Source organism: Paractinoplanes pyxinae (genome assembly GCF_026626335.1).
GTDB classification, from domain to species: domain Bacteria; phylum Actinomycetota; class Actinomycetes; order Mycobacteriales; family Micromonosporaceae; genus Actinoplanes; species Actinoplanes pyxinae.
This window is the reverse complement of record NZ_JAPNTZ010000007.1, coordinates 462,248-484,433: the sequence shown is the minus strand read 5'-3', so window position 1 is coordinate 484,433 and position 22,186 is coordinate 462,248. Positions and strand designations below refer to the sequence as shown.

The window sequence follows — 22,186 nt, the reverse complement described above, 5'->3', positions numbered from 1 at the left end:
GTCGCTCAACGTCATCGCCGTGCCTCGTCTTCGGTCGGCCGGGCGTCGCTCAGGGTCATCGCCGCGCCTCGATCAGGACCCGGGTGGCGTGCGAGACGAACATGCCCTCCACGTTGATCCGGTCGTGGACGGCTCGCAACTGCTCCCGGTACTTCTCGATGGTGAACTCCGGGACCGTCCAGACCACCTTGCGCAGGAAGTGCGCCACCGCGGCGATGTCGTAGAACTCGGCTCGCAGGCGTTCCCCGCGTACCTGAAGGACCTCGAAGCCGGCCGCCTCGGCCGCCGCCGCGATCTGCTCCGGATGCTGCCGGGTCGGCGCGGGGAGCGGGCCCAGCATGGCCTCGGACAGCTCGCGATTGCTGCCGGCGCCGATCTGCTGGGACAGGAAGACCCCTCCCTGCCTGAGCACCCGGGCGATTTCGGGCCAGTCGGTGGTGACCGGGTGGCGGCTCACCACCAGGTCGAAGGCGCCGTCCCGGAACGGCAGGCCGTCGGTGGCGACCACCTGCCCGACATTGGCCTTGGCCACCGGGACGTTCGGCGGCCAGGCCTCCGTGGCGACGTGCTGCCCGTTGGCGGCGGATCTCGCTATCGCGTACGCGTAGACCTCACCGCCGCCGGTCTGCAGGTCGAGCGCGGCCTCGGAGCGGGTGAGCCGATCGGCCACCAGGCCGGCGTATCCCCACGAGGGCCGCTGCTCGGTGGCGCGGCCCGCGAACCACGCGAAATCCCAGCCCTCGAGCGGGACGGCGGCCGCCTCGTCGAGCAGAGCGTCGAAGTCCTTCACCGCCGCAGTTTGGAGATCTCCGGCTCCGCGGCGCAATCCATTTGCGGCAGCTCGCCGTCCACCCGCCCGGCCAGCGGCAGCTCGTCGTCTCCCCGCCCGGCCAACGGCAGCTCGTCGTCCCCCTGCCCGGTCAGCGGCAGCTCGCCGTCCAGCACGTCTTGCGGCAGCTCGCCACGCAGCACGTCTCGCGTCAGGTTGCCGTCCAGCACGTCGAGGCCGGGCAGGTCGATGGTCAGCTCGTCGCGGTCGTCCGGGCAGTAAGACCGCGTCTGGCGCCCCATCGGCACGCAGAAGCGGAGCCTGTGGCCACACCGGTCGCGGTGTCCGCCGTCGTCGTCCAAGTCGTCGTCGAAGTCGCGGGCGGTGCCGAAAGTGATCACACGTTGCTGCGGGTCGCGGGTGACGGTGGTGCCCAGCAGCTTGCGGCCGGTCTCCCGGCCGTCGGTCAGCGTCACGAGGTAGCGCAGGGTCTGCTCGCCGGGCACGCCGGCCGCCGTGATCTTGCGGGCGCCGCGCGGCAGGAACGGGTCGCGCACGAAACGCGTCTGGAAGGGCACCTCGCGGGTCTCCACGTCGGTGCGGGTGGTGATCACCGGGCCCGCGGCCACGGGGGTCCGGGAGTCCGGGGCCGCCGGGGGCTTCGCCGGCGTTCTGGTCGGAGCCTTCCCGGTCGTGGTCGTGGCGGCCCGGTGCGGAGCCTGGGCCTTGGCCGGAACGGGAGGGGCATGGCCCGGTACCGGGGGCTTGGCCTGCCCCGGAACCGGATGCTGAGCCTGGCCCGGAACCGCGGGCTGAGCGTGGGCCTGGGCCGGCGCCCCGGCCGGGGGCCGTGGCTGGCGCCCGCCCGTCCGGTCGGCCTGGTCGGTCGTACGGGAAAATCCGGTCGCCGGGTCGAGGCCGGGTGTCGCCGGAACGAGCGGGGGCGGCGCCGGGATCTCGTCGCCGGCCTGGGGAGCGGCCTGCCCGATCGCCGTGACGATGCGCGGGGCAGCCGGGCGGTCCCTGGTCAGCGTGGCGATGCCGGCCACGGCCGCGGCCAGCACGAGGAGCACCGCACTGGTGCCGGCCGTGATCCGTACGCTGAACGGCAGCCGGGCCCACCAAGACTTTCGTGGCATCTCAAGCAGTTGCTGCATTAAGTCACTAGTTGTCTGGTTTTGCACCCATGAATTGTGCGGCGCGAGGCCCCGGACGCAAGCATCCGAGGCCTCGTGTCTGAAGTACGCGTGAAACTTGTCAGGCGGCCTGGCGGACCGTCTCGAGCGCCTTGCTCCAGGTCACGGTCTGGTCGAGCACGGCGTGAAGGGCCTGCTCCTGCCGCTCGCTGGGGAGGAACTTGCTGTAGTTCTCGAAGTCGGTCGCGAGCGACAGCAGCACCTGGGCGCGCACGTCGGCCAGCATGAGCTCGCCGGCGATCAGGCGCAGGTGCTCGACGGCGCGGGCGCCACCGACCGAGCCGTAGCCGACGAAGCCGGCGGCCTTGTTGTTCCACTCCTTGAAGAGGAAGTCGATCGCGTTCTTGAGCGCGCCCGAGGTGGAGTGGTTGTACTCCGGGGTCACGAAGATGAAGCCGTCGAACGAGTCGATCTTCTTGGCCCACTCGATGGTGTGCGGCTGGCTGTACTGGCCCATCGACGGCGGGATCGCCTCGTCGAGGTGGGGCAGGTTGTAGTCGAGAAGGTCGACGAGCTCGAACTCGGCGTCGGTGCGCTTGGACGCGACATCGAAGACCCACTTGGCCACGGCTTCGCCGTTGCGGCCGGGGCGGGTGCTGCCGAGGATAATTCCGATCTTGGTCATCGTTTTTCTTCCTTAGTTCGCGCTGCGGTGTGTCCTCGCGCTCTAACTTGCTACGTCAAGCAACTATTCCTGCCGGGCGGGCCTACGATCAACGTCATGTCCGCCACATCACCCGATCCGGGGCCTGTCCCGCTCTCCCCTCAGGAGGAGGCGGTCATGCGGGCGCTCGGCCGGATCCTGCTCGTGCTGCCCCGGGCGATGAACGCTGACCTGGAAGCCGAACAACGCATGACGGCCAGCGAGTACAACGTTCTGCGGCACCTCTCCGAGTCTGCGCACGGCCGCATGCGCATGAGCGAACTTGCTCAATCCTGTGACATGTCACTCAGCGGCATGACCCGGCTGGCCGCCAAACTGGAGTCCCTCGGCTACCTGAACCGCGTCAAATGCGACGAGGATGCCCGCGGCTGGAACGCCGTGCTGACCGAGAGCGGCCTGGCCCGCCTGCGCGAGGCCTGGCCCACTCACCTGGCCAGCGTCCGCCGCCACATCTTCGACCACCTGGGCGCCCTCGACCTCGAAGACCTGGCCGCTGCCCTGAACAAAATGGCCACCGACGCGGACCTGCGATGACGACCATCGAGGTACGCGCGTGGGACGACCCGGCCGGCGTCGCCCTGCGCGCCGCCCAGCGAGCCGAACTGGACGCCCGCTACGGCAGCGACGACCACGAGCCCGGCCCGCCCCCCTCGGCCGCCGACGTCGACCTGTTCCTGATCGCCTCGGCCCCCGACGGCACACCCCTGGCGTGCGGCGCCCTCCGCCGCCTGACCCCCACCAGCGCCGAGATCAAGCGCATGTACGCGATCCCCGCCGCCCGCGGAACCGGCGCCGCCACGGCGATCCTGCGCGCCCTGGAGTCGGCCGCCGTGACCCGCGGCTGGACGACCCTGCGCCTCGAAACCGGAACCGCCCAGCCCGAGGCCATCCGCTTCTACGAGCGCGAGGGCTACCGCCAGATCCCCCTCTACGGCCCGTACGTGGGTTCAGAGATCTCGCTCTGCTACGAGCGGACGCTCTAGCCCGTTCACACCGCCACCAGCCGGACGCGATCGCCACACAGCTTGGCCATGTCGTCGATGTCGCTGGTCAGCATGACCACAGGGCGGCGCTGCCGGAGCGCTGCCTCGGCCACCGCCGCGTCGATCGCGTACTTGTGCCCGTGCAGGTGGGCGCCCCTCAGAAGTCGCGACGATGCCCGCGCCTCCTCGTCGCCCACCGGGATCACGCGCAGTCCGGAGAGCACCCGGTTCAGGCGAGACTCGTTCGTGCGGGCGTAGACGGCCTCGATGATCGTGAGAGCACTGATCACGACCTCCATGCCGCGCGAGCGTGCCTCGGCCACCAGCGCCACCACCCGCTCGTCGTCGGCAAGCAACTTCGAGAGGCCTTCGCAGTCGAGGACCACGGTTCCCTCGTGGCTCAGCCGGCGGCGGGCCATTCGCCCTCCTCGGCGAACACCTCGTCGAAAACTTGCCGTGCCTGCTGACGGGCCTGCTCGGAGACCGGCCCCTTCCGGCTCTCGTAGTCGGCCAGGTATTCGTCGAGGATCTGGCCGCGCAGCTCACGCTCGACGGACTCGGCGATGAAGGCGGAGAACTCCCGCTTGCCCACCCGCGACCGGATCGCCGCCGCGGTTCCCTCCGGCAGCGACAAGCTCACCCGTGTCGCCGGCCCTTCCCCGATGCTGTAACCCATGACCCAAGTGTGTCAAACGAGTAGGAAACCCGCCATGGTCATGCGGTGATGCAATGGCGGGATGATCGAGGAGGGTGTTCCGCTCACGTGAGGCGTGGTGGCCAACGTCAGCCGGGAGGTTGTCACCGAGCAGCGGACCCGGTTCGGCTGAGTCGGGTAGAACGGAGGGATGCGTCCCCGGCCCGGCGAAGTGCTGCACTTCAGTGAGGATCCGACGATCGCCCGGTTCGTGCCGCACGTCGCGCCGACGTCGCGGGAGGCTGAGGCGTACGTGTGGGCCGTCGATGGCGACCGGGCGCCCGACTACTGGTTTCCGCGGCAGTGCCCGCGGGCGATGGCGTGGGTGACCGGGCGCACGTCCGATGTGGATCGCGACCGCATCGTCGGGGCGGGCAGCGGGGTGCGGGTGCATGCCATCGAGTACGGGTGGCTGGAGGCGCTGCGGACGGCCCGGCTGTACGCCTACCGGCTCCCGGCGGCCCCGTTCCGGCCGATCGCCTCGCCGGATTCGCAGCCGCACGCGATGGTCGCCACCGAGCCGGTCGAGCCGCTGGGTCCGGCCGAAGAGGTCGGCGACCTGTTGGCTTGTCACGAGGCGGCCGGCATCCAGCTGCGCGTGCTCGACAACCTGTGGCCCTTCTGGGATCAGGTTGTCGAGAGCACTCTCGGCTTCAGCGGCATCCGCCTGCGCAACGCTAAGCCGAGGCCAGCAGCGCGGTGATGGTCCGGGAAAGCGTCGCCCGGGCTGCGGTCACCGACAGGTCCATGTTTTCGCGCCACGTCGCCCAGGTGGGCCACATGCTCACGGCGGTGAGGGCGTCCAGCAGCTCGTCGTTGCCGTTGATCTCGGCCGCGAACAGGGTGGCCAGCTCGTCCCGTACGCGTTGGACGTGCATGCGGCGGTAGCGGCGCAGCGTCTCGCTGAACGGCTCTTTGATGGCCGCCGCCTTGGCCGTCGGGCCGATCTGTTCGAGCAGGCGGGCCCGCTGGCGGCAGTAGGCGTCGATGCGCTCGGGCAGCGGCAGCTCGGGCGAGATCGGCCGGTGCGAGGCGTCGCGCAGCTCGAGGACCCGCTTGCCGCTCGCGGTGAACAGCGCCTCCATGTCGGCGAAGTGGCTCCACAACGCGCGCAGCGACACGCCTGCCGTCTTGGCGATGCGGTCGGCCGTCGGGCGCAGGTCGCCCTCGCCGATCAGCTGCAGCTGGGCGTCCACGATGGCGTTGCGGGTGCGCTCGGACCGGGCCGTACGCCCGTCGACGCGCTGCTGAGCTGGGCTCACGAGGCACTCCGGTAACGGTTCAACTCCCGCCGGGCCAGCGAGCGCTTGTGCACCTCGTCCGGTCCGTCGGCCAGCCGCAGCGTACGGGCCGCCGCCCACAACGCCGCAAGGGGAGTGTCCTGCCCGACGCCGGCGGCGCCGTGGGTCTGGATGGCCTTGTCGACGATCCACTCGACCGTCGCGGGCACGATGATCTTGATGGCCTGGATCTCGGTGTGGGCGCCCTTGTTGCCGACCGTGTCCATCAGCCAGGCCGCCTTCAGCACGAGCAGCCGGGCCTGCTCGATGCGCACGCGAGACTCGGCGATCCAGTCCTGCACGACGCCCTGCTCGGCCAGGGGCTTGCCGAACGGCGTGCGGCTCAGCGCCCGCGTGCACATGAGCTCGAGCGCGCGCTCGGCCATCCCGATCAGCCGCATGCAGTGGTGGATCCGGCCCGGGCCCAGGCGCGCCTGCGAGATGGCGAAGCCGCCGCCCTGTTCACCGATCAAATTCGTGGCCGGTACGCGTACCCCCTCGAAAAGCACTTCGGCGTGGCCGCCGTGGTCGCCGTCGGTGTAGCCGAAGACCGTCATGCCCCGCTTGACCGTCACACCCGGCGTCTCTCGCGGGACCAGCACCATGCTCTGCTGGACGTGCCGCGCCGCCGACGGGTCGGTCTTGCCCATCACGATGAAGATGCGGCAGTTCGGGTTCATGGCGCCGGTGATGTAGAACTTGCGGCCGGTGATGACGTACTCGTCGCCGTCGCGCTCGATCAGCGTGCCGATGTTCGTCGCGTCGGACGAGGCGACCTGCGGCTCGGTCATCGCGAAGGCCGAGCGGATCGTGCCGTCCAGCAGCGGCTGCAGCCACTCGCGTTTCTGCTCGTCGCTGCCGAACTCGGCCAGCACCTCCATGTTGCCCGTGTCGGGCGCGGCGCAGTTGAGGGCGGGCGGCGCGATGTGCGGGCTGCGGCCGGTGATCTCGGCCAGCGGCGCGTACTGCAGGTTGGTCAGGCCGGCGCCGTGCTCACCGGGCAGGAACAGGTTCCACAGCCCGGCGCTCTTCGCGGCCGCCTTCAGATCCTCGAGCAGCGGCGGCGGTGACCACGAATCGCTGTGGAACGAGGCCTCGGCCGGGTAGACGTGCTCGTCCATGAAGGCGAGAAGCCGCTTGCGGTAGTCCTCGGTCCGATCGTCGAAGCCGAAGTCCATCAGTGTCCCTCCAGCGCCTCGTGGCCGCGCATGACCAGTGGGCCGACCATCTTCCCGATCGACTCGAAACCCTCGCCGACGGTCTGGCCCTGAACGTATCGGTAGTGCACGCCCTCGAGAATGACGGCGAGCTTGAATGCGGCGAATCCCACGTACCAGTGCAGATCGCTGACGTCGCGCCGGCTGCGCTCGGCGTAGCGCGCGCCCAGTTCGGCCAGGCTCGGGTGCCCGGGCACCCGCAGCGGCGCGGTGAGCTTGCCGTCGGCGCCGACGTTGAGCGGCAGATCGGCGTAGATGAACATCAGCGCGACGTCGCTGAGCGGGTCGCCCAGCGTCGACATCTCCCAATCCAGTACGGCGTTGACCTGCAGTTGTTCGCCGATCAGCACGTTGTCGAGGCGGAAGTCGCCGTGCACCACCGTGCCCGGGCCGCCGTCCGGGATGTCGACCGCGAGCCGGGCGTGCAGCTCGTCGATGCCGGCCACCTCGCGGCTGCGCGACGCGTCGAGCTGCTTCTTCCACCGGTTGACCTGGCGCTGGTTGAAGCCCTCGGGACGGCCGAAGCCGGCCAGCCCGATCGCCGCCGGGTCGAGCGCGTGCAGATCGGCCAGAGTGTCCACGAGCGACAGCGCGAGCCTGCGCATGGCGTCGGGCCCGAGCGCCTGCAGCTTGGCGATGTCGCGGTAGATGGTGCCGTCGACGTGTTCCATCAGATAGAACGGCGCGCCGATGACCTCGGTGTCGGTGCACAGCAGCACCGGCCGCGGCGCGGGGAAGCCGGCTTTCGCCAGGGCTTCGAGCACCCGGTGCTCGCGGGTCATGTCGTGGGCGGTGGGCAGCACGTGGCCGAGCGGCGGACGGCGTAGCACCCAGCGTTGCTCGCCGTCGGTTACGGCGTACGTCAAATTCGAGCGACCGCCGGCGAACATCTGCCCGGTCAGCTCGCGCGGGCTCTTCAGGTAGGCCTGCAGGCGCTCGAGGTCGAGGCCCTTCACCGGGCGCCGCCCTCGAACGCGCGCTGCATCTTGTTCATGCCGCCGAGCCAGCGATCGGTCTCGGCCGCCCGCAGCTGATAGAACTCGGCCACCTCGGCGTGCGGCAGGATCAGGAAGCTGTCGCCCTGCAGGGCCTCGCCCACCTTGGCCGCGACGACGTCGGGCTCGAGTGCGCTCTCGGCCAGCAGGGCGGCGCTGGCGCTTCCGCGGGCGCTGCCCCGGGTGAGCATGTCGGTGCGTACGCCCTGGGGGCACAACGCCTGGACGGTGATGCCGCGGTGGTGGTACGTGGCGCGCAGCCATTCCGCGTACGCGAGGGCGGCATGCTTGGTCACCGCGTAGGGCGCGCTGCCCAGCAGGGTGAGCAGGCCGGCCGCGCTGACCGTCATGACCAGGCGCTTGGGCTCGTGGGAATCGAGCCACCGGGGGAGCAGCGCGCGGGTGACGTAGACGTGGGACATCACGTTGACGTTCCAGTCCCGCGTCCACACGTCGTCGGGCGTGCTCTCGTCGCCCGCCGTGAGAGTGCCGGCGTTGGCGCAGAACAGGTCGATGCCGCCCAGCTCGGCCCAGGCCGTGTCGATCAGGCGGCGCGTGTCTTCCTCGTCGGCGGCGTCGCCCGGCACCGGCAGCCCGCCGATCTCGCTGGCCACCGCCTCGGCCGCAGCCGGATTCACGTCATTGACGACGACCTCGGCCCCCTCGGACGCGAACCGGCGGGCCAGCGCCGCGCCGATCCCGCCGCCGGCGCCGGTGACGACGACCCGCTTCACTGCATCTTCCCGGTCAGGGTGACGCCGCCGTCGATGACGAGGGTCTGGCCGGTGATCCAGCCCGCGTCGGCCGAGCTCAGGAACGCGACCGCGCCCGCCACGTCCTCGGGGACGCCGAGCCGGGCCAGTGGATAGCCGGACGACACCTGTTCCTCGCGCCCCTCGAACAGCGCGGACGCGAACTTCGTCTTGACCACGGCCGGCGCGACCGCGTTGACCCGCACCTTGGGCGCCAGCTCGACGGCCAGTTCCTCGGTGAGGTGGATCAGAGCGGCTTTGGTGACGCCGTAGAAGCCGATGCCGGGGGCCGGGCGCACCCCCGAGACCGACGAGATGTTGACGATCGAGCCGCCGCCCTCGGCCAGCCCGCCGCGCAGGGCCTCCTGCACCCAGCCGAGCGTGCCGAGGACGTTCACCTCGAAGATCTTGCGGGCCGCGCCCAGGTCGATCGAGCCCAGCGGGCCGTAGACCGGGTTGATGCCGATGTTGTTGACCAGCGCGGTGACCGGGCCGAACTGGCCGAGCACGGTGTCGACCACCGCGGCCCGGTGGTCGGGGTCGTCGCCCTTGCCGGCCACCCCGATCGCCACGTCGGCGCCGCCCAGGTCCTTGGCGGCCGAGTCGAGCGCGGCCGCGTCCCGGCCGGTGATGCAGACCTTGTACCCGTCGGCCACGAAGCGTTGCGCGATGGCGAACCCGATCCCTCTGCTGGCTCCCGTCACGATCGCCACTTGGTCCGCCATCGCCGCTCCCTCGTCAGATTCGATCAATCAAGTCCCGCAGCCCACCTTAGGCAGCGGGGATGCCGTTCGCTGGCGGGGCCACCGCCGCCTGCTCGTAAACCTCGACCGCGCCGTCGCCGTCGTCGGTGCGGAACGGCTTGCCGAGCCACTTGGCCTGGCCGCCCTCGATGGTGGTGAGCTGCTCGCCGCCGTAGCCGGAGTGGTCGGTCGCCGAGTAGCGGACGGGCACCAGGCCGGGCCCGGTGAAGCCGCCCTTCTTGACCGCCTCGATGATGCCGTCGCGGGTCAGGTCCTTGCCCGCGGACTGCAGCGACTGGACGAACAGGTAGGCCACGGACATTCCGTACACCACGTTGTTGTCCATCTCGGCGCCGGCGTTGTACTCCTTGTTGACCTTGGTGTACAGCTGGATCCACGGGTTCGCGGTGTCGTTGACCAGCGGCAGGTAGTTGGCCGCCACGACCCCCTCCAGCAGCGGCGCGGCCGCTCCCAGCGTCTTGGCCAGGGTGGCCGGGTCGGATCCGACGTTGCTCACCACGAACTGCGGCTTGAACCCGATCTTGGCTGCCGTGCCGATCGACAGCGCGGTGAACCCGGGCACGGTCGCGAGCATGACCACCTGGCAGCCGGCCGCCTTGAGCGCGCCCATCTGCGGGCCGACGTTCGGGTTGCTGGTCACGTACGACTGCTTGGCCGCCACCGGGCCGAGCACCTTCTCGATGCCGGCCAGGCTGTCGCGCCCGAAGTCGTCGTCCTGACCCAGGAAGCACACCTTCTTGCCGGCGTGCTCGGTCTTCACGTGGGTGGCCAGGATCTTGCCCTCGACCGTGTAGTCCGGGTTGAAGCCGAACGTGCCCGGATACTTGTCGGGCTGGTTCCAGCTGCGGCTGCCGCTGGCCACGAACAGGTCGGGCACCCGGTTGGTCTTGAGGAAGTCGAGCACGCCGCTGTGCGTGGGCGTGCCCAGGCCGTTGAGGATGGCGAAGACCTTGTCCTGCAGCACCAGCTGACGCACGACCTGCTGGGTGTTGGCCGGGTTGTAGCCGTCGTCCATGATCTTGTACGTGATCTTGCGGCCGTGCACGCCGCCGTTCGCGTTCACGTAGTCGAAGTAGGCCTTGGTGGCCGGGGCGATCTTGGAGTAGCCGGCGGCGGCCGGGCCGGTGAGGGGCATGTGCGTGCCGACGACGATCTCGGTGTCGGTCACGCCCGGGGTGTCGGCGCTGCTATTGCTGCCGCCGCCGTCGGAGTTGCTGCAGCCGGAGACGGCCAGCAGCACTGCGGCGGTGAGAGCGGTCGCGGTGCGTTTCATCGGTGGCCTTTCTTCTTGAAGGGGCGCAGGGAAGCGAGCCCACCCGGCGCGGCGAGCATGACGACGACGAGAACGACGCCGAAGAAGGTGAGCGCGAGGTTGCCCTCGAGCCGCTGCGAGCCGGCCGCCTCGCCGATCTCGTGGGCCACCGCCGGCAGCGCCACCAGCAGCACCGCGCCGATCAGGGCGCCCGAGAGCCGGCCCAGGCCGCCGATGACGATCGCCATCAGCAGGAACAGCGACAGGGTGAGCGGGAACGCGCCGGGCGAGACGCTTTGGGCCATCACCGCGAACAGGGCGCCGCCGAGGCCGGCGCAGGCCGCCGAGACCACGAACGCGGCGACCTGGGTGCGGGCGATGCTGATGCCGGCGAGACGGGCTGCTGTCTCGTCGTCACGCACGGCCCGCATGTCGCGCCCGAACCGGCCCCGGGTGAGCAGGGCCAGCACGAACACCGTGACCAGGGCGGCGCCCCAGCAGAGCCAGGCCTGCCACTGCTCGACGGTCAGCGACTCGGGCGGCGGGTTGAGGATCACCGACAGGCCCTGGTCGCTGTTGAACGTCTCGTCGAACGTGCTGGTGATCGAGGGCACGACCACCGCCACGGCCAGGGTGAGGCCGGCCAGATAGGGCCCGCGCAGCCGGGCGGCGGCCAGGCCGATGACGGCGCCGACGGCCGTGGTCACCAGGACGGCCACGACGATGCCGACGGCGAGCAGGTTGAACTTGTTCTGCCAGAGCGCCAGCGTGTACGCGCCGGTGGCCATCAAGGCGCCGTGCCCCAGAGACAGCTGTCCATTGAGGCCGGTGAGCACGGTGAGGCCGGCGGTGACGCAGAGGTACGCCCCGACGGTCGCCAGCTGGTAGGTACGGAACGGCGGCAGCGTGTACGTCAGGGCGACGACGATCGCGGCGCCGGCCACGACGACCAGCAGCGGGCTGAGGCGCCGGCGCATCGGCGGCGAGGCGATCCTGGTGGTGACCCGATCCCGGACGACCGTCATGCTGTCCTCGCTTTCGCTCGTCGGGAGAAGAGGCCGTCGGGACGGCTCAGCAGAACCACCACGAGCAGGGCCAGCACGGCCATCGGAGCGACCGTGGCGCCGAGGTAGCCGCTGATGTACGAGAGCAGCAGGCCCACCATCAGGCCGCCGAGCACCGAGCCGATCGGGCTGTCGAGGCCGCCGACCACGGCCGCCGTGAACGCGGAGATGAAGACGATGTCCATGGCGGTCGGGTGCAGCCCCAGTTCGGTGGGGATGACCAGCATCCCGGCCAGCGAGCCGACCGCGGCGGCGAGGGCCCAGCCGAGCGTGAGCATGCCGCCGACCGGCACCCCCAGCAGGCGCGAGACGTCGGGAGCGAAGGCCGCCGCCCGCATGCGCAGGCCGGTCGGCGTACGGGTGAAAAGAAGGGTGAGAAGCACGACCACCGCGCCCACCGCGGCGAAGACGAACAGGTCGTACCGCGAGAGCAGGGCGACGCCGCCGATCTCGAACGCGTCCCGGCTGAACGGGGCGGTGGCCGGCCGGAACTCGTTGCCGTAGATCATGCCGAGCACGCCCTGGATGATCAGCACGAGCCCGAGGGCGACGACCACGCCGTTGAGCGGCGAGGAGTGGTCGACGAAGCGCATCACGACCCGCTCGACGCCTGCGCCCAGAAGTAGTCCGGCGACCAGCGCGACGATGAAGCCGAGCCAGTACGAGCCGGTCGCGTCGGACACCGAATAGGCCACGTACGCCGTGGCCACCGCCATCGCGCCCTGGGCGAAGTTGACTATCCGGGTGGCCCGCCAGATCAGCACCAGGGCCAGCGCGAACGCCGCGTAGACGGCGCCCCGGCTGAGGCCGTCGAAGGTCAGGAACAGGAAACGGTCCATGTCAGAACCCCAGGTAGGCGTGCCGGAGGTCGGCGTCGTCGACGAGCGTCGCGGCGTCGTGCCGGGTGACGATGCGGCCCAGTGACAGCACGACTCCCTGATCGGCGATCGAGAGCGCGCTGCGGACGTTCTGCTCGACCAGCAGGACGGCCAGGCCGGTGCGGTCACGCAGATCGCGCAGCAGGGCCATGATCTGAGCGGTGATCTTGGGGGCCAGGCCCAGCGAGGGCTCGTCGAGCAGCAGCAGCCGGGGCTGCGCGGCCAGGGCCCGGCCGATCGCGAGCATCTGGCGTTCGCCCCCGGAGAGCTGATGGCCGAGGTGGCTGCGACGTTCGGCCAGGCGGGGGAACAGCTCGTAGATCGGCTCCAGCGACGGTTGCGGCTTCCGCCAGAGTCCGCCGAGGCGCAGGTTCTCGTCGACCGTGAGCTCGGTGACGACGCCGCGGCCCTCGGGCACGTGAGCGAGGCCATGGTGGACCATGCGCTCGACCCGGATGCCGCGCAGATCCTGGCCGTCGAACGTGATGCGGCCGCTCGAGGCAGGCAGGAGGCCGGACAGCGTACGCAGAAGGGTCGACTTGCCGGCGCCGTTGGCCCCGAGAACGGCGACAATCTCTCCCGGTTGGACGGTCAGGCTGACGTCGTGCAGCACGGGCGCGGCGCCGTAGCCGGCGGTAAGGCCCTCGACCTCGAGCAGCGCGCTCATGCGGCCGCCCCCAGGTAGGCCTCGGCGACCTTTTCGTTGGTGCGGATCTCGCCCGGGGTGCCCAGCGCGATGGGCTTGCCGAAGTCGAGAACCAGGATCTCGTCGCAGACCGACATGACCAGCTCCATGTGGTGCTCGACCAGCAGCACGGTGGTCTGCGCTCCCTGGATCAGCTCGGCCAGCCAGCGGATTTCTTCGGTGTCGAGGCCACCGGCCGGCTCGTCGAGCATGAGGATGCGTGGCTTGGAGGCCAGGGCCCGGGCCAGTTCGACGCGTTTGCGTTTCGCGTACGGCAGCGAACCCGGCAGCGCCCGGGCGTGCTCGGCGACGCCGCAGCGCTCCAGGGCGGCCCAGGCGTCCGCCTCGGCCTTGCGGGATCGGGCCCCGACCAGCACGTTCTCGAGAACTGTCATGCCGCCGAACTGGCCCACCCCCTGCAGGGTGCGGGCGATGCCGCGACGGGTCAGGTGGTGCGGGCGCGGGCGGAACGGCTTGCCGTCGAGCGTGAGCGAGCCGGACTGCGGGCCGACGAACCCGCAGATGACGTTGAAGAGGGTGGTCTTGCCGGCGCCGTTGGGCCCGATGATCCCGACGACGCGCCCGGGGGCGACCTGCAGGGAGACGTCGTCGAGGGCGAGCAACCCTCCGAAGCGGACGGTGATGTGGTGCAGGGCCAGGCCCTGATCGGTGTCGTCTGGCGGTTCCGTTGACATGGTCACCTCGGCTCGGGGGCGGCGGGATGGCCAGGGCGAACGAAGACACCGTTCGTCCTCTGTGGAGCAGGTTGGTCAACTATTTACACTGGCAGTGTAACTTTCTCGGCGTGCACGTCAACCGCCTGTTTCCAAGTTGTTTCCATCGACGTTTATCGCACGCCGACGAGTGATTCGGGCGCTCCGGCCCGACCCTTTGCTAGGGGCGCGGAACCAGACTCAGGCGACGCCGGCCGGGCGGAACTGGACGCTGATGCGCGGGCCGACGGGTTTGGCCGTCTTGAGGATCGCGTGTTCCCACGTGCGCTGGCAGGAGCCGCCCATGACGATCAGGTCGCCGTGACCGAGCGGGAAGCGGAGCGTGTCGTGCCCGCCGGCCCGCGGGCGCAGCGAGAGATGGCGCGGGGAGCCCAGCGAGACGATGGCGACCATCGTGTCGTGGCGGGCCGAGCGGCCGATGGTGTCGCCGTGCCAGGCCACGCTGTCGCGGCCGTCGCGATACAGGCACATGCCGGCGGTGATGAACTCTTCGCCCAGCTCGGCGGCGTAGTGGGTATTGAGCTTGGCCTTCGCCTCGGTCAAAGCGGGGTGAGGCAGCTCTTCGTCGCCGCCGAACCAGCGCAGCAGGCGGGGGACGTCGACGACGTTGTCGTACATCTGCCGGCGGTCGGCCCGCCAGTCGATGCCGAGCAGGGCCTCGAAGACCGCGTCGGACCCGTGCAGCCAGCCGGGCAGCACATCGACCCACGCGCCGGCGGTCAGCTGGTGGCGCTGGATGTGACCCGCGAGATCGCCGGCGCCGGGGGCACTCGCGCCCCCGGCGTCGCCGCTCAGGTCGAACATCGATGGCTGGTAGGTGCTGGTCATGCCGCCATGTTAGTACGGCTGTTCGAAGATCGGCGGTCTCAGGCGGCCAGTTGCGACTCCGGTTCCGGCGCGGCATCTGCAGCGGGGTCCGCGGGCGGCTTCGGCCGCAGGACGGCGATGGCCACGACGGCCGCCACGACGCCGCCGATGACACCGATGAGGGAGGTGGAGGCGATGGCCGAGACGAACGAATCCTGCGCGACCCGGGCCAGGCCGGCGTCTCCCGTGGCGGACGCGATGCGCAGGGCGTCGCCGATCGAGTCGCGGGCCTGGCCCACCACGTCGGCCGGCATGGCGGCGCGATAGGTGGCGGTAAGCACGCTGCCGAGCACCGCGACGCTCAACGCCGTCCCCACCTGCTGCACGGTGTCGTTCACCGCGGAGCCGACGCCGACCCGCTCGGGCGGCAGCGCGCCCATCAGCGTGCCGTAGGCGGCGGGCCCGGCCGTGCCGCTGCCCATGCCCATCACGACCAGCGCGAAGGCCAGCTTGAGGTAGCCGTCGCCCGGGGAAAGCGAGGCGAGGATGCCGAAGCCGCCCGCCATGAGCAGCAGGCCGCCGGCCAGGGCGGTGCGGGTGCCGAACTTCTTGTCGACGACGACGCCAACTCCGTTGAAGATCATGGCGGTGACGATCATCGGGATGAAGGCGGTGCCGGCCTTGAGGGGCTCGTAGCCCAGCACGAACTGCAGGTATTGCGTCAGGGCGAGCAGCACGCCGCCGGCCGAGAAGGAGAGCAGGACGATCGACAGGCTGGCCCCGGCGAAGTTGCGGTTGCGGAACAGCGTGAGTGGCAGCATCGGCTCGGCGACCCTGCGTTCCCACAGGGCGAAGGCGGTCAGCGCCACGGCCGCGACCACGAAGCCGCCGATGGTGGAGCCCGAGCCCCAGCCGCCCTGGGCCGAGTTGATGACGCCCCACACCAGGGCCGTCATGCCGATCATCGAGAGCAGCGCGCCCAGCAGGTCGGGCCGGTTGGCGTGCCCGCGCGACTCGGGGATGACGGCCAGCGCGGCCACGATGCCGAGGATCGCGATCGGCACGTTGAGCAGGAAGATCGATCCCCACCAGAAGTGCTCGAGCAGCAGGCCGCCCAGGCTGGGCCCGCCCAGGGCGCCCAGCATGAGCACCGAGCTCCAGATGGCGATGGCCTTCTTGCGCTCGTCCTCGGCGAAGACCGTGGTGAGGATCGAGAGCGTGCCCGGCATGAGGAACGCGGCGCCGACACCCATCAGGCCGCGTACGGCGATCAGTTGTTCCGGCGTCCGGCAGAGCGTGGCCAGCACCGAGGCGCCGCCGAAGACGATCAGGCCGATCACCAGGCCGCGGCGGCGGCCGTGGCGGTCCGACAGGCTGCCCGCGGTGAGCAGAAGGCCGGCGAAGACCAGGATGTACGCGTCGATGATCCACTGGATTTCGGCGGTGCTCGCGCCCAGGTCGCGGATCAGCGACGGGATCGCGATGTTGAGCACCATGTTGTCGACGACGACCACCAGCAGGCTCAGGCACAGCACGCCGAGGATCAGCCAGCGCCGAGGGTTGCGCTCCGTCATGACGGCCTCTCTCGTACGGTGTTCGATTGGCTCGCACACCGTACCAGTAGCCTCGAACACTGTGCGAGCCACTTTAGGATGGGCGTATGTCATCCAGCTCCGACAGCTTCACGGGCTCCGTGTGGCTGAAGCCGCCCCGGGCCCAGACCGGTCAGCCCTCGCTGAGCCGTGAGCAGATCGTCCGCGCGGCGATCGACCTGCTCGACGCCGAAGGGCCGGCCGGGCTCAGCATGCGGCGGCTGGGCACCAAGCTCGGGTCGGGCGCGACGTCGCTCTACTGGCACGTGGCGAACAAGGACGAGCTGCTCGAGCTGGCCGTCGACGAGGTGCTGGGCGAGGTCTACGTGCCCGAGCCGGGCGACACGACCTGGCGGATGGGCGCCTCGATTAGCGCCAACGGCATGCGGTCGGCGCTGCTGCGGCACCCCTGGGTGATCGGCCTGCTCGGCCTGCATCCGACGCTGGGGCCCAACGCGATGCGTATGGGCGAGCGGCTCGTCACGCTGTTCACTGCGGCGGGCTTCAGCGGGATGCCGTTGTCGCACGCCACCGCGTTGCTGAATGCGCACGCGATCGGTTCGGCGACGTCCGAGGCGGCGATCAAGTCGGCCATGAAGCGGACGGGCAAGACGTGGGAAGAGGTGGCCGAGGACGTCGAGCCCTATCTGGAACGGCTCGCGCCCGACAACCCGAACTACGAGAAGTGGCGCAAAGAGACCGGGCCCATGCGCAACGACCCGGACCAGGTGCTCGAGGAGACGTACGCCTTCGGCCTGGAACGCCTGCTCGACGGGCTGGAGATGTGGTTGCGGAACGACGGCGCGCCGGCCGCCGACGGTGACATCGACGACCGGCGCGGCTGATCAGTGGTCGTTGTCCGGCGGCTGTGCGGGCTGCTGATAGGACACCCGGTCGGACGGCAACGGGAACTGCTGGTCGCCGAACGGTGACGGACCACCCTGGGTGGGCAGCGTGACCTCGGTGACGTCCATCTTGCCGTCCTCACGCACCTCGGGACCCTCGGGACCGCGGTGGGTCGGGAACGCCCCACCCTGGGCCAGGTCGGTGACACCGACCGAGGTGCTCGGCGCCATGTTCTCGCCCCGCGAGCCGTTGGAGCCGTCGAGCTCGTCTCGCCGGAAGATCTTGCGGCCGAGCCAGACCAACGGGTCGTAGCGGCGGTCGACCACGCGTTCCTTCATCGGGATGATCGCGTTGTCGGTGATCTTGATGTGCTCGGGGCAGACCTCGGTGCAGCACTTGGTGATGTTGCAGTAGCCCATGCCCTGGTTGGCCTGGGCGTACTCCTTGCGGTCCTCACGGTCGTCGAGCGGGTGCATGTCGAGCTCGGCGGCCCGGATGAAGTAACGCGGCCCCGAGAAGGCGGCCTTGTTCTCTTCGTGGTCGCGGACGACGTGGCACGTGTTCTGGCAGAGGAAGCACTCGATGCACTTGCGGAACTCTTGGCTGCGCTCGACGTCGACCTGCTGCATGCGGTAGTCGCCCGGAGCCACCCCGGGCGGCGGCGCGAAGGCCGGGGTCTCGCGCGCCTTCTCGTAGTTGAAGGACACGTCGGTGACCAGGTCGCGGATGACCGGGAAGGTGCGCAGCGGCGTGATCGTGACCGTCTCGTCCTCTTCGAACGTCGACATGCGGGTCATGCAGCCCAGCCGCGGCTTGCCGTTGATCTCCATCGAGCACGAGCCGCACTTGCCGGCCTTGCAGTTCCACCGGCAGGCCAGGTCGGGCGTCTGGGTCGCCTGCAGCCGGTGGATGATGTCGAGCACGACCTCACCCTCGTTGACCTCGACGTCGAAGTCCTCGATGTCGCCGCCGGCCGAATCGCCCCGCCAGACGCGGAAGTGACGCTTGGTGCCCATTACTTCGCCTCCGTCTTGCTGGGGTCGGTACGCACGCCGGGGACGCGGGCGTCGCCCTTGGGACCCTCGATCGCGTCGAACTGGGTCAGTTCGTCCTCGGTCAGGTATTTCGACAGCTCGGTGCGCTCGAACAGCTGGATCAGCTCGTCGCGCATGCGGGGCAGCGGCTTGCGCTCGAGGTGCACGTCGCCCGAATTGTCGAGCGAGCAGACCAGGTTGACCAGGCGCCAGTCCGGGTTCATGGCCGGGAAGTCCTCGCGGGTGTGACCGCCGCGGGACTCCTCACGCTCGAGCGCCGCCTTGGCCGTGCACTCCGAGACGATCAGCATGTTGCGCAGGTCGAGCGCGAGGTGCCAGCCCGGGTTGTAGCGCCGGCCGCCGGCCGCGCCGACCTGGGCCACGCGCAGCTTGAGCTCCTGGATCCGCTTGAGCGCGTCGGTCAGTTCCCCCGCCCGCCGGATGATGCCGACCAGGTCGCCCATCACCGCTTGAAGATCTTGCTGCAGCGTGTACGGGTTCTCGCCGCCCTGCCTCTCCAGGGGTGCGAGGGCGGTGACCACCGCCGATTCCACATCGGACGTGGCCACCTTGGGCCGCTTGGCCAGCGAGTCGGTGTACGCCGCGGCGTGCTCACCGGCCCGCTTGCCGAAGACCAGCAGGTCGGACAGCGAGTTGCCGCCCAGGCGGTTGGAGCCGTGCATGCCGCCGGACACCTCGCCCGCGGCGAACAGCCCCTCGACCGTGCCCATGGCGGCCGCGCTGTCCGGTTCGACCTCGACCCCGCCCATCACGTAGTGGCAGGTGGGGCCGACCTCCATCGGCTCTTTCGTGATGTCGACGTCGGCCAGCTCTTTGAACTGGTGGTACATCGACGGGAGGCGCTTGGTGATCGTCTCGGCCGGCATGCGGGTCGAGACGTCGAGCAGGACGCCGCCCGCCTTGGTGCCCCGGCCCGCCTTGACCTCGGAGTTGATGGCCCGGGCGACCTCGTCGCGGGGCAGCAGCTCGGGTGGGCGGCGGTTGTTGTCGGGGTCGTTGTACCAGCGGTCGGCCTCTTCTTCCGTATCCGCGTATTGCTTGCGGAACACGTCGGGCACGTAGTCGAACATGAAGCGCTTGCCGTCGCTGTTGCGCAGCACGCCGCCGTCGCCCCGGACCGACTCGGTGACCAGGATGCCCTTGACGCTGGGCGGCCACACCATGCCGGTCGGATGGAACTGCAGGAACTCCATGTTGATCAGCGTCGCGCCCGCCCGCAGGGCCAGGGCGTGGCCGTCGCCCGTGTACTCCCAGCTGTTCGAGGTGACCTTGTAGCTGCGGCCGACGCCGCCGGTCGCCAGGATCACGGCCGGCGCCTCGAGCAGGAGGAATTCGCCCGATTCGCGGTAGTAGCCGAAGGCGCCGGCCACCTTGTTCCCGTCGAGCAGCAGTTCGGTGATCGTGGTCTCGGAGAAGACCCGGATGCGGGAGTCGTAGTTGCCGGTTTCGGCGAAATCCTCCTGCTGCAGCGAGACGATCTTCTGCTGCAGGGTGCGGATCAGCTCGAGGCCGGTGCGGTCGCCGACGTGCGCGAGCCGGGGGTATTCGTGCCCGCCGAAGTTGCGCTGCGAGATCTTTCCGTCCTTCGTACGGTCGAAGAGCGCACCGTACGTCTCGAGTTCCCAGATGCGTTCCGGCGCTTCCTTGGCGTGCAGCTCAGCCATGCGGAAGTTGTTCAGGAACTTGCCGCCGCGCATCGTGTCGCGGAAGTGGACCATCCAGTTGTCACGCGAGTTGACGTTGCCCATGGCCGCGGCCGCGCCGCCCTCGGCCATCACCGTGTGGGCCTTGCCGAACAGGGACTTCGAGATGATCGCCGTACGCTTGCCGGCCAGCCGGGCCTCGATGGCCGCGCGCAGACCGGCGCCGCCGGCCCCGATCACGACGACGTCGTAGTGGTGTCGTTCGATTCGTGCAGTGGTCATGTGTGCGCCTCCCCCTAGCCGACGAACCGAAGATCGGAGAACCAGCCGGCGGACACGGCCATGACGTAGAAGTCGGTCAGGGCCAGGGTGCCCAGCGTGATCCAGGCCAGTTGCATGTGGCGGACGTTCAGCTTGGACACGAAGGTCCACACGCGGTAGCGCACCGGGTGCTTCGAGAAGTGCTTGAGCCGGCCGCCGGTGATGTGGCGGCACGAGTGGCACGACAACGTGTAGAGCCAGAGCATGACCACGTTGCCGACCAGGATGATGTTGCCCAGCCCGAAGCCGAATGAGTCGCCGCTGCGGAACGCGATGATCGCGTCGTACGTGTTGATCAGCGAGATGATCATCGCGGCGTAGAACGCGTAGCGGTGGGCGTTCTGGAAGATCAGCGGGAACCGGGTCTCACCCGTGTACTTCGCGTGACCGTCGGGCACCGCACAGGCCGGCGGCGAGAGCCAGAACGCCCGGTAGTACGCCTTGCGGTAGTAGTAGCAGGTCAGCCGGAAAAGCAGCAGGAACGGCAGCGTGAAGGCGGCCTCGGGCAGGATCCACCAGCTCGGCAGGGGAGTGCCGAACAGTGCTGAACCCTCGACGCACCGGTCGGTGAGACAGGGCGAGTAGAACGGCGTGAGGTAGTGGTATTGCTCGACGAAATACCACTTGTGCATGAAGACGCGGACGGTCGCGTAGGCGACCCAGGCCCCGAGCCCGACGAAAGTGATGAGTGGGGCGAGCCACCACCGGTCGGTGCGTAGCGTCTTGGCTGTGATCGCCGCGCGGGGCCGTTGCGGACCGTTGGGTCCCACGCCCGGCCTCGTTGCCGTGGTCGTCATTCGATCTCCTGACGTGCCTGTCCCAGTGACCCGGCCGGCGAGCGAGGGGGAGCCCGGCAGCCGCCATGCTTGCGTGATGTGGGGCACACGTTACGCCGGGGGTCGGACAGTTTCGCGCTCAGGGATGGGTTATGGATCACAAAAGTCGACCCTCATCGCATCGATACGCTCGCACACGCTAATGGATCTTGGTGTGAGTGATCCAAAACGGACGTCGGTCAGAGGTCCGGAACGGCCAGGCGGCGGATGGGGCCGGCGCAGGCGGCGGGCGACCACTCGATGAGGTCGTCGGCCAGGGGCGCGTCACCGGCGTTGCGGGGCGGCACGTAGAAGGCCGGCGTCCGCGATTTGGCCTGCCGGTCGAGGGCGTCGGCAAAGACGGCCCGGGCGTCGAGGATCTGCCGCCAGGCGTCCTGGCTGCGGGCGTCGCTGATCTCGTCGACATAGATGCGGACGGCCGAGTTCTCGTCGCGGATCGTCGTGGCCCGGCCGGCCGGGGTCGAGGTGGAGCCGGGCGGGATCAGGCGGTTGAGGCGGCGCTCGAGTTCGAGGCAGTTCTGATCGCGCAGGGCCCGGTTCTCGCGGGCGTCGGAGGCCGAGTCGCGCACGTCCGAGACGGCGTCGACGACGGCGAGTGCGCCCGCGCAGAGGGCGATCACAATCAGCGCCGCACCGATCGAGATGCCCGCCACGAACCACTGCCGGCGACGTCGCTGCCGAGGGTCGGAGGTGCCGGATCCGGCCAGCCGCCGCCACCACGCCGGCCGCGCCCGGACCGTCACCCGGGAGCGGCTGCCGCTCGCCGGTCCGCTGCCGCTCGCCGGTCCGCCGCCGGCTGCGGAGGGGCTGCCGGCTGCGGACGGGCTGCCGGTTGTGGTCGACGTCGCGCGTCCGGGCGCGAACGACTCCGCACCGGCCGGGTCCGCACTGCTCGCCGGAGCGTCGGCGGGGTCCGCGCTGCTCGCCGGCGCGTCGGCCGGCTGCGGGGAGGTGCCGGCCGGTTGGAACACGGGAGCGCCGCCGCGATCGGTTCTGGGCAGGCGCGTGGTGGCGGCGTCGTCCTGGTCAGGGTCGCGCGGCGTGTCGCTCACGGCCTCAGTGAAGCACGCCGGTCAATGCGACAGGACGCGCCATGATCACCCACAGCGTCGAGCCCACCCTCCACCGGGGGATCCCCCGCTGGTCATTATCGAGGAAG

Annotated in this window: 24 protein-coding genes and 1 pseudogene; 4 read left to right on the top strand and 21 right to left on the bottom strand. The window is 69.9% G+C overall.

What is annotated here, in order from left to right:
* Positions 1-55: 55 nt before the first annotated feature.
* From OWR29_RS22300 to OWR29_RS22290, 3 genes are all read right to left on the bottom strand, one after another.
* On the bottom strand, positions 56-790 hold the full coding sequence (locus OWR29_RS22300) for a methyltransferase domain-containing protein (protein WP_267565006.1): 735 nt from the start codon (positions 788-790) through the stop codon (positions 56-58).
* On the bottom strand, positions 787-1,908 hold the full coding sequence (locus OWR29_RS22295) for a G5 domain-containing protein (protein ID WP_267565005.1): 1,122 nt from the start codon (positions 1,906-1,908) through the stop codon (positions 787-789). Before OWR29_RS22295 ends, OWR29_RS22300 begins: the two co-directional genes overlap by 4 nt.
* Before the next feature lie 118 nt (positions 1,909-2,026).
* The gene (locus tag OWR29_RS22290; RefSeq protein ID WP_267565004.1) at positions 2,027-2,590 is read right to left on the bottom strand and encodes an NADPH-dependent FMN reductase; all 564 of its coding nucleotides are present in this window, start codon (positions 2,588-2,590) and stop codon (positions 2,027-2,029) included.
* Positions 2,591-2,686: 96 nt separating this feature from the next.
* Between OWR29_RS22290 and OWR29_RS22285 the strand changes: the two genes are divergently transcribed.
* On the top strand, positions 2,687-3,163 hold the full coding sequence (locus OWR29_RS22285) for a MarR family winged helix-turn-helix transcriptional regulator (RefSeq protein WP_267565003.1): 477 nt from the start codon (positions 2,687-2,689) through the stop codon (positions 3,161-3,163).
* Positions 3,160-3,612 carry a GNAT family N-acetyltransferase gene (locus OWR29_RS22280; protein WP_267565001.1) on the top strand — a complete coding sequence of 151 codons (453 nt, stop codon included), beginning with the start codon at positions 3,160-3,162 and terminating at the stop codon, positions 3,610-3,612. The genes OWR29_RS22285 and OWR29_RS22280 overlap by 4 nt, the downstream gene beginning before the upstream one ends.
* Before the next feature lie 5 nt (positions 3,613-3,617).
* On the opposite strand, the gene OWR29_RS22275 is transcribed toward OWR29_RS22280, so the two are convergent.
* Together OWR29_RS22275 and OWR29_RS22270 are read right to left on the bottom strand one after the other, a co-directional pair.
* The gene (locus OWR29_RS22275) at positions 3,618-4,031 is read right to left on the bottom strand and encodes a PIN domain-containing protein (protein WP_267565000.1); all 414 of its coding nucleotides are present in this window, start codon (positions 4,029-4,031) and stop codon (positions 3,618-3,620) included.
* Entirely contained in the window at positions 4,013-4,288 is a 276-nt protein-coding gene (locus OWR29_RS22270; RefSeq protein ID WP_267564999.1) for a hypothetical protein, read from the bottom strand. Before OWR29_RS22270 ends, OWR29_RS22275 begins: the two co-directional genes overlap by 19 nt.
* A 169-nt stretch (positions 4,289-4,457) precedes the next feature.
* Between OWR29_RS22270 and OWR29_RS22265 the strand changes: the two genes are divergently transcribed.
* Positions 4,458-5,009: a DUF6886 family protein gene (locus OWR29_RS22265; protein WP_267564998.1), complete on the top strand. Its 552-nt coding sequence runs from the start codon at positions 4,458-4,460 to the stop codon at positions 5,007-5,009.
* Here OWR29_RS22265 and OWR29_RS22260 read toward each other — a convergent pair.
* From OWR29_RS22260 to OWR29_RS22205, 12 genes and pseudogenes are all read right to left on the bottom strand, one after another.
* Complete coding sequence (locus OWR29_RS22260; RefSeq protein ID WP_267564997.1) at positions 4,984-5,568, bottom strand: TetR/AcrR family transcriptional regulator; 585 nt, start codon at positions 5,566-5,568, stop codon at positions 4,984-4,986. The two genes, OWR29_RS22265 and OWR29_RS22260, sit on opposite strands and share 26 nt — an antisense overlap.
* Positions 5,565-6,764 carry an acyl-CoA dehydrogenase family protein gene (locus tag OWR29_RS22255; RefSeq protein WP_267564995.1) on the bottom strand — a complete coding sequence of 400 codons (1,200 nt, stop codon included), beginning with the start codon at positions 6,762-6,764 and terminating at the stop codon, positions 5,565-5,567. The genes OWR29_RS22260 and OWR29_RS22255 overlap by 4 nt, the downstream gene beginning before the upstream one ends.
* The gene (locus tag OWR29_RS22250) at positions 6,764-7,759 is read right to left on the bottom strand and encodes a phosphotransferase family protein (RefSeq protein ID WP_267564994.1); all 996 of its coding nucleotides are present in this window, start codon (positions 7,757-7,759) and stop codon (positions 6,764-6,766) included. The genes OWR29_RS22255 and OWR29_RS22250 overlap by 1 nt, the downstream gene beginning before the upstream one ends.
* Positions 7,756-8,532: an SDR family oxidoreductase gene (locus OWR29_RS22245; RefSeq protein WP_267564993.1), complete on the bottom strand. Its 777-nt coding sequence runs from the start codon at positions 8,530-8,532 to the stop codon at positions 7,756-7,758. The genes OWR29_RS22250 and OWR29_RS22245 overlap by 4 nt, the downstream gene beginning before the upstream one ends.
* On the bottom strand, positions 8,529-9,275 hold the full coding sequence (locus OWR29_RS22240; protein WP_267564992.1) for an SDR family oxidoreductase: 747 nt from the start codon (positions 9,273-9,275) through the stop codon (positions 8,529-8,531). The genes OWR29_RS22245 and OWR29_RS22240 overlap by 4 nt, the downstream gene beginning before the upstream one ends.
* Positions 9,276-9,321: 46 nt before the next feature.
* Complete coding sequence (locus tag OWR29_RS22235; RefSeq protein WP_267564991.1) at positions 9,322-10,587, bottom strand: ABC transporter substrate-binding protein; 1,266 nt, start codon at positions 10,585-10,587, stop codon at positions 9,322-9,324.
* Positions 10,584-11,591: a branched-chain amino acid ABC transporter permease gene (locus OWR29_RS22230; RefSeq protein ID WP_267564990.1), complete on the bottom strand. Its 1,008-nt coding sequence runs from the start codon at positions 11,589-11,591 to the stop codon at positions 10,584-10,586. Before OWR29_RS22230 ends, OWR29_RS22235 begins: the two co-directional genes overlap by 4 nt.
* Positions 11,588-12,469, bottom strand: coding sequence for a branched-chain amino acid ABC transporter permease (locus OWR29_RS22225; RefSeq protein ID WP_267564989.1), 882 nt, complete (start codon positions 12,467-12,469; stop codon positions 11,588-11,590). The genes OWR29_RS22230 and OWR29_RS22225 overlap by 4 nt, the downstream gene beginning before the upstream one ends.
* A gap of 1 nt (position 12,470) precedes the next feature.
* Positions 12,471-13,106, bottom strand: a pseudogene (locus tag OWR29_RS22220) (ABC transporter ATP-binding protein); the annotation flags it as partial.
* Positions 13,107-13,171: 65 nt separating this feature from the next.
* The gene (locus OWR29_RS22215; RefSeq protein ID WP_267564987.1) at positions 13,172-13,888 is read right to left on the bottom strand and encodes an ABC transporter ATP-binding protein; all 717 of its coding nucleotides are present in this window, start codon (positions 13,886-13,888) and stop codon (positions 13,172-13,174) included.
* 219 nt (positions 13,889-14,107) lie between these two features.
* Positions 14,108-14,755, bottom strand: a complete 648-nt coding sequence (locus OWR29_RS22210; protein WP_267564986.1) for an alpha-ketoglutarate-dependent dioxygenase AlkB — start codon at positions 14,753-14,755, stop codon at positions 14,108-14,110.
* A gap of 38 nt (positions 14,756-14,793) precedes the next feature.
* Positions 14,794-16,308 carry an MFS transporter gene (locus OWR29_RS22205; RefSeq protein ID WP_267564985.1) on the bottom strand — a complete coding sequence of 505 codons (1,515 nt, stop codon included), beginning with the start codon at positions 16,306-16,308 and terminating at the stop codon, positions 14,794-14,796.
* A gap of 86 nt (positions 16,309-16,394) precedes the next feature.
* Here OWR29_RS22205 and OWR29_RS22200 point away from each other — a divergent pair, with 86 nt between their 5' ends.
* Complete coding sequence (locus OWR29_RS22200) at positions 16,395-17,171, top strand: TetR/AcrR family transcriptional regulator C-terminal domain-containing protein (RefSeq protein WP_267564984.1); 777 nt, start codon at positions 16,395-16,397, stop codon at positions 17,169-17,171.
* On the opposite strand, the gene OWR29_RS22195 is transcribed toward OWR29_RS22200, so the two are convergent.
* The 4 genes from OWR29_RS22195 to OWR29_RS22180 form a co-directional block, all read right to left on the bottom strand.
* The gene (locus tag OWR29_RS22195; protein WP_267564983.1) at positions 17,172-18,188 is read right to left on the bottom strand and encodes a succinate dehydrogenase/fumarate reductase iron-sulfur subunit; all 1,017 of its coding nucleotides are present in this window, start codon (positions 18,186-18,188) and stop codon (positions 17,172-17,174) included. It lies immediately after the preceding gene.
* The gene (locus OWR29_RS22190; RefSeq protein ID WP_267564982.1) at positions 18,188-20,152 is read right to left on the bottom strand and encodes a fumarate reductase/succinate dehydrogenase flavoprotein subunit; all 1,965 of its coding nucleotides are present in this window, start codon (positions 20,150-20,152) and stop codon (positions 18,188-18,190) included. The genes OWR29_RS22195 and OWR29_RS22190 overlap by 1 nt, the downstream gene beginning before the upstream one ends.
* A 14-nt stretch (positions 20,153-20,166) precedes the next feature.
* On the bottom strand, positions 20,167-20,988 hold the full coding sequence (gene sdhC, locus OWR29_RS22185) for a succinate dehydrogenase subunit SdhC (RefSeq protein ID WP_267564981.1): 822 nt from the start codon (positions 20,986-20,988) through the stop codon (positions 20,167-20,169).
* A 218-nt stretch (positions 20,989-21,206) separates the two neighbouring features.
* Positions 21,207-22,079, bottom strand: a complete 873-nt coding sequence (locus tag OWR29_RS22180; protein WP_267564979.1) for a hypothetical protein — start codon at positions 22,077-22,079, stop codon at positions 21,207-21,209.
* Positions 22,080-22,186: the final 107 nt, after the last annotated feature.

Bases quoted from the DNA above. Each gene is read 5' to 3' on its own strand.
- OWR29_RS22295 (WP_267565005.1), bottom strand. From the start codon at position 1,908: ATGCCACGAAAGTCTTGGTGGGCCCGGCTGCCGTTCAGCGTACGGATC.
- OWR29_RS22290 (WP_267565004.1), bottom strand. From the start codon at position 2,590: ATGACCAAGATCGGAATTATCCTCGGCAGCACCCGCCCCGGCCGCAAC.
- OWR29_RS22285 (WP_267565003.1), top strand. From the start codon at position 2,687: ATGTCCGCCACATCACCCGATCCGGGGCCTGTCCCGCTCTCCCCTCAG.
- OWR29_RS22280 (WP_267565001.1), top strand. From the start codon at position 3,160: ATGACGACCATCGAGGTACGCGCGTGGGACGACCCGGCCGGCGTCGCC.
- OWR29_RS22275 (WP_267565000.1), bottom strand. From the start codon at position 4,031: ATGGCCCGCCGCCGGCTGAGCCACGAGGGAACCGTGGTCCTCGACTGC.
- OWR29_RS22270 (WP_267564999.1), bottom strand. From the start codon at position 4,288: ATGGGTTACAGCATCGGGGAAGGGCCGGCGACACGGGTGAGCTTGTCG.
- OWR29_RS22265 (WP_267564998.1), top strand. From the start codon at position 4,458: ATGCGTCCCCGGCCCGGCGAAGTGCTGCACTTCAGTGAGGATCCGACG.
- OWR29_RS22255 (WP_267564995.1), bottom strand. From the start codon at position 6,764: ATGGACTTCGGCTTCGACGATCGGACCGAGGACTACCGCAAGCGGCTT.
- OWR29_RS22240 (WP_267564992.1), bottom strand. From the start codon at position 9,275: ATGGCGGACCAAGTGGCGATCGTGACGGGAGCCAGCAGAGGGATCGGG.
- OWR29_RS22235 (WP_267564991.1), bottom strand. From the start codon at position 10,587: ATGAAACGCACCGCGACCGCTCTCACCGCCGCAGTGCTGCTGGCCGTC.
- OWR29_RS22230 (WP_267564990.1), bottom strand. From the start codon at position 11,591: ATGACGGTCGTCCGGGATCGGGTCACCACCAGGATCGCCTCGCCGCCG.
- OWR29_RS22225 (WP_267564989.1), bottom strand. From the start codon at position 12,469: ATGGACCGTTTCCTGTTCCTGACCTTCGACGGCCTCAGCCGGGGCGCC.
- OWR29_RS22215 (WP_267564987.1), bottom strand. From the start codon at position 13,888: ATGTCAACGGAACCGCCAGACGACACCGATCAGGGCCTGGCCCTGCAC.
- OWR29_RS22210 (WP_267564986.1), bottom strand. From the start codon at position 14,755: ATGACCAGCACCTACCAGCCATCGATGTTCGACCTGAGCGGCGACGCC.
- OWR29_RS22205 (WP_267564985.1), bottom strand. From the start codon at position 16,308: ATGACGGAGCGCAACCCTCGGCGCTGGCTGATCCTCGGCGTGCTGTGC.
- OWR29_RS22200 (WP_267564984.1), top strand. From the start codon at position 16,395: ATGTCATCCAGCTCCGACAGCTTCACGGGCTCCGTGTGGCTGAAGCCG.
- OWR29_RS22195 (WP_267564983.1), bottom strand. From the start codon at position 18,188: ATGGGCACCAAGCGTCACTTCCGCGTCTGGCGGGGCGATTCGGCCGGC.
- OWR29_RS22190 (WP_267564982.1), bottom strand. From the start codon at position 20,152: ATGACCACTGCACGAATCGAACGACACCACTACGACGTCGTCGTGATC.
- sdhC (WP_267564981.1), bottom strand. From the start codon at position 20,988: ATGACGACCACGGCAACGAGGCCGGGCGTGGGACCCAACGGTCCGCAA.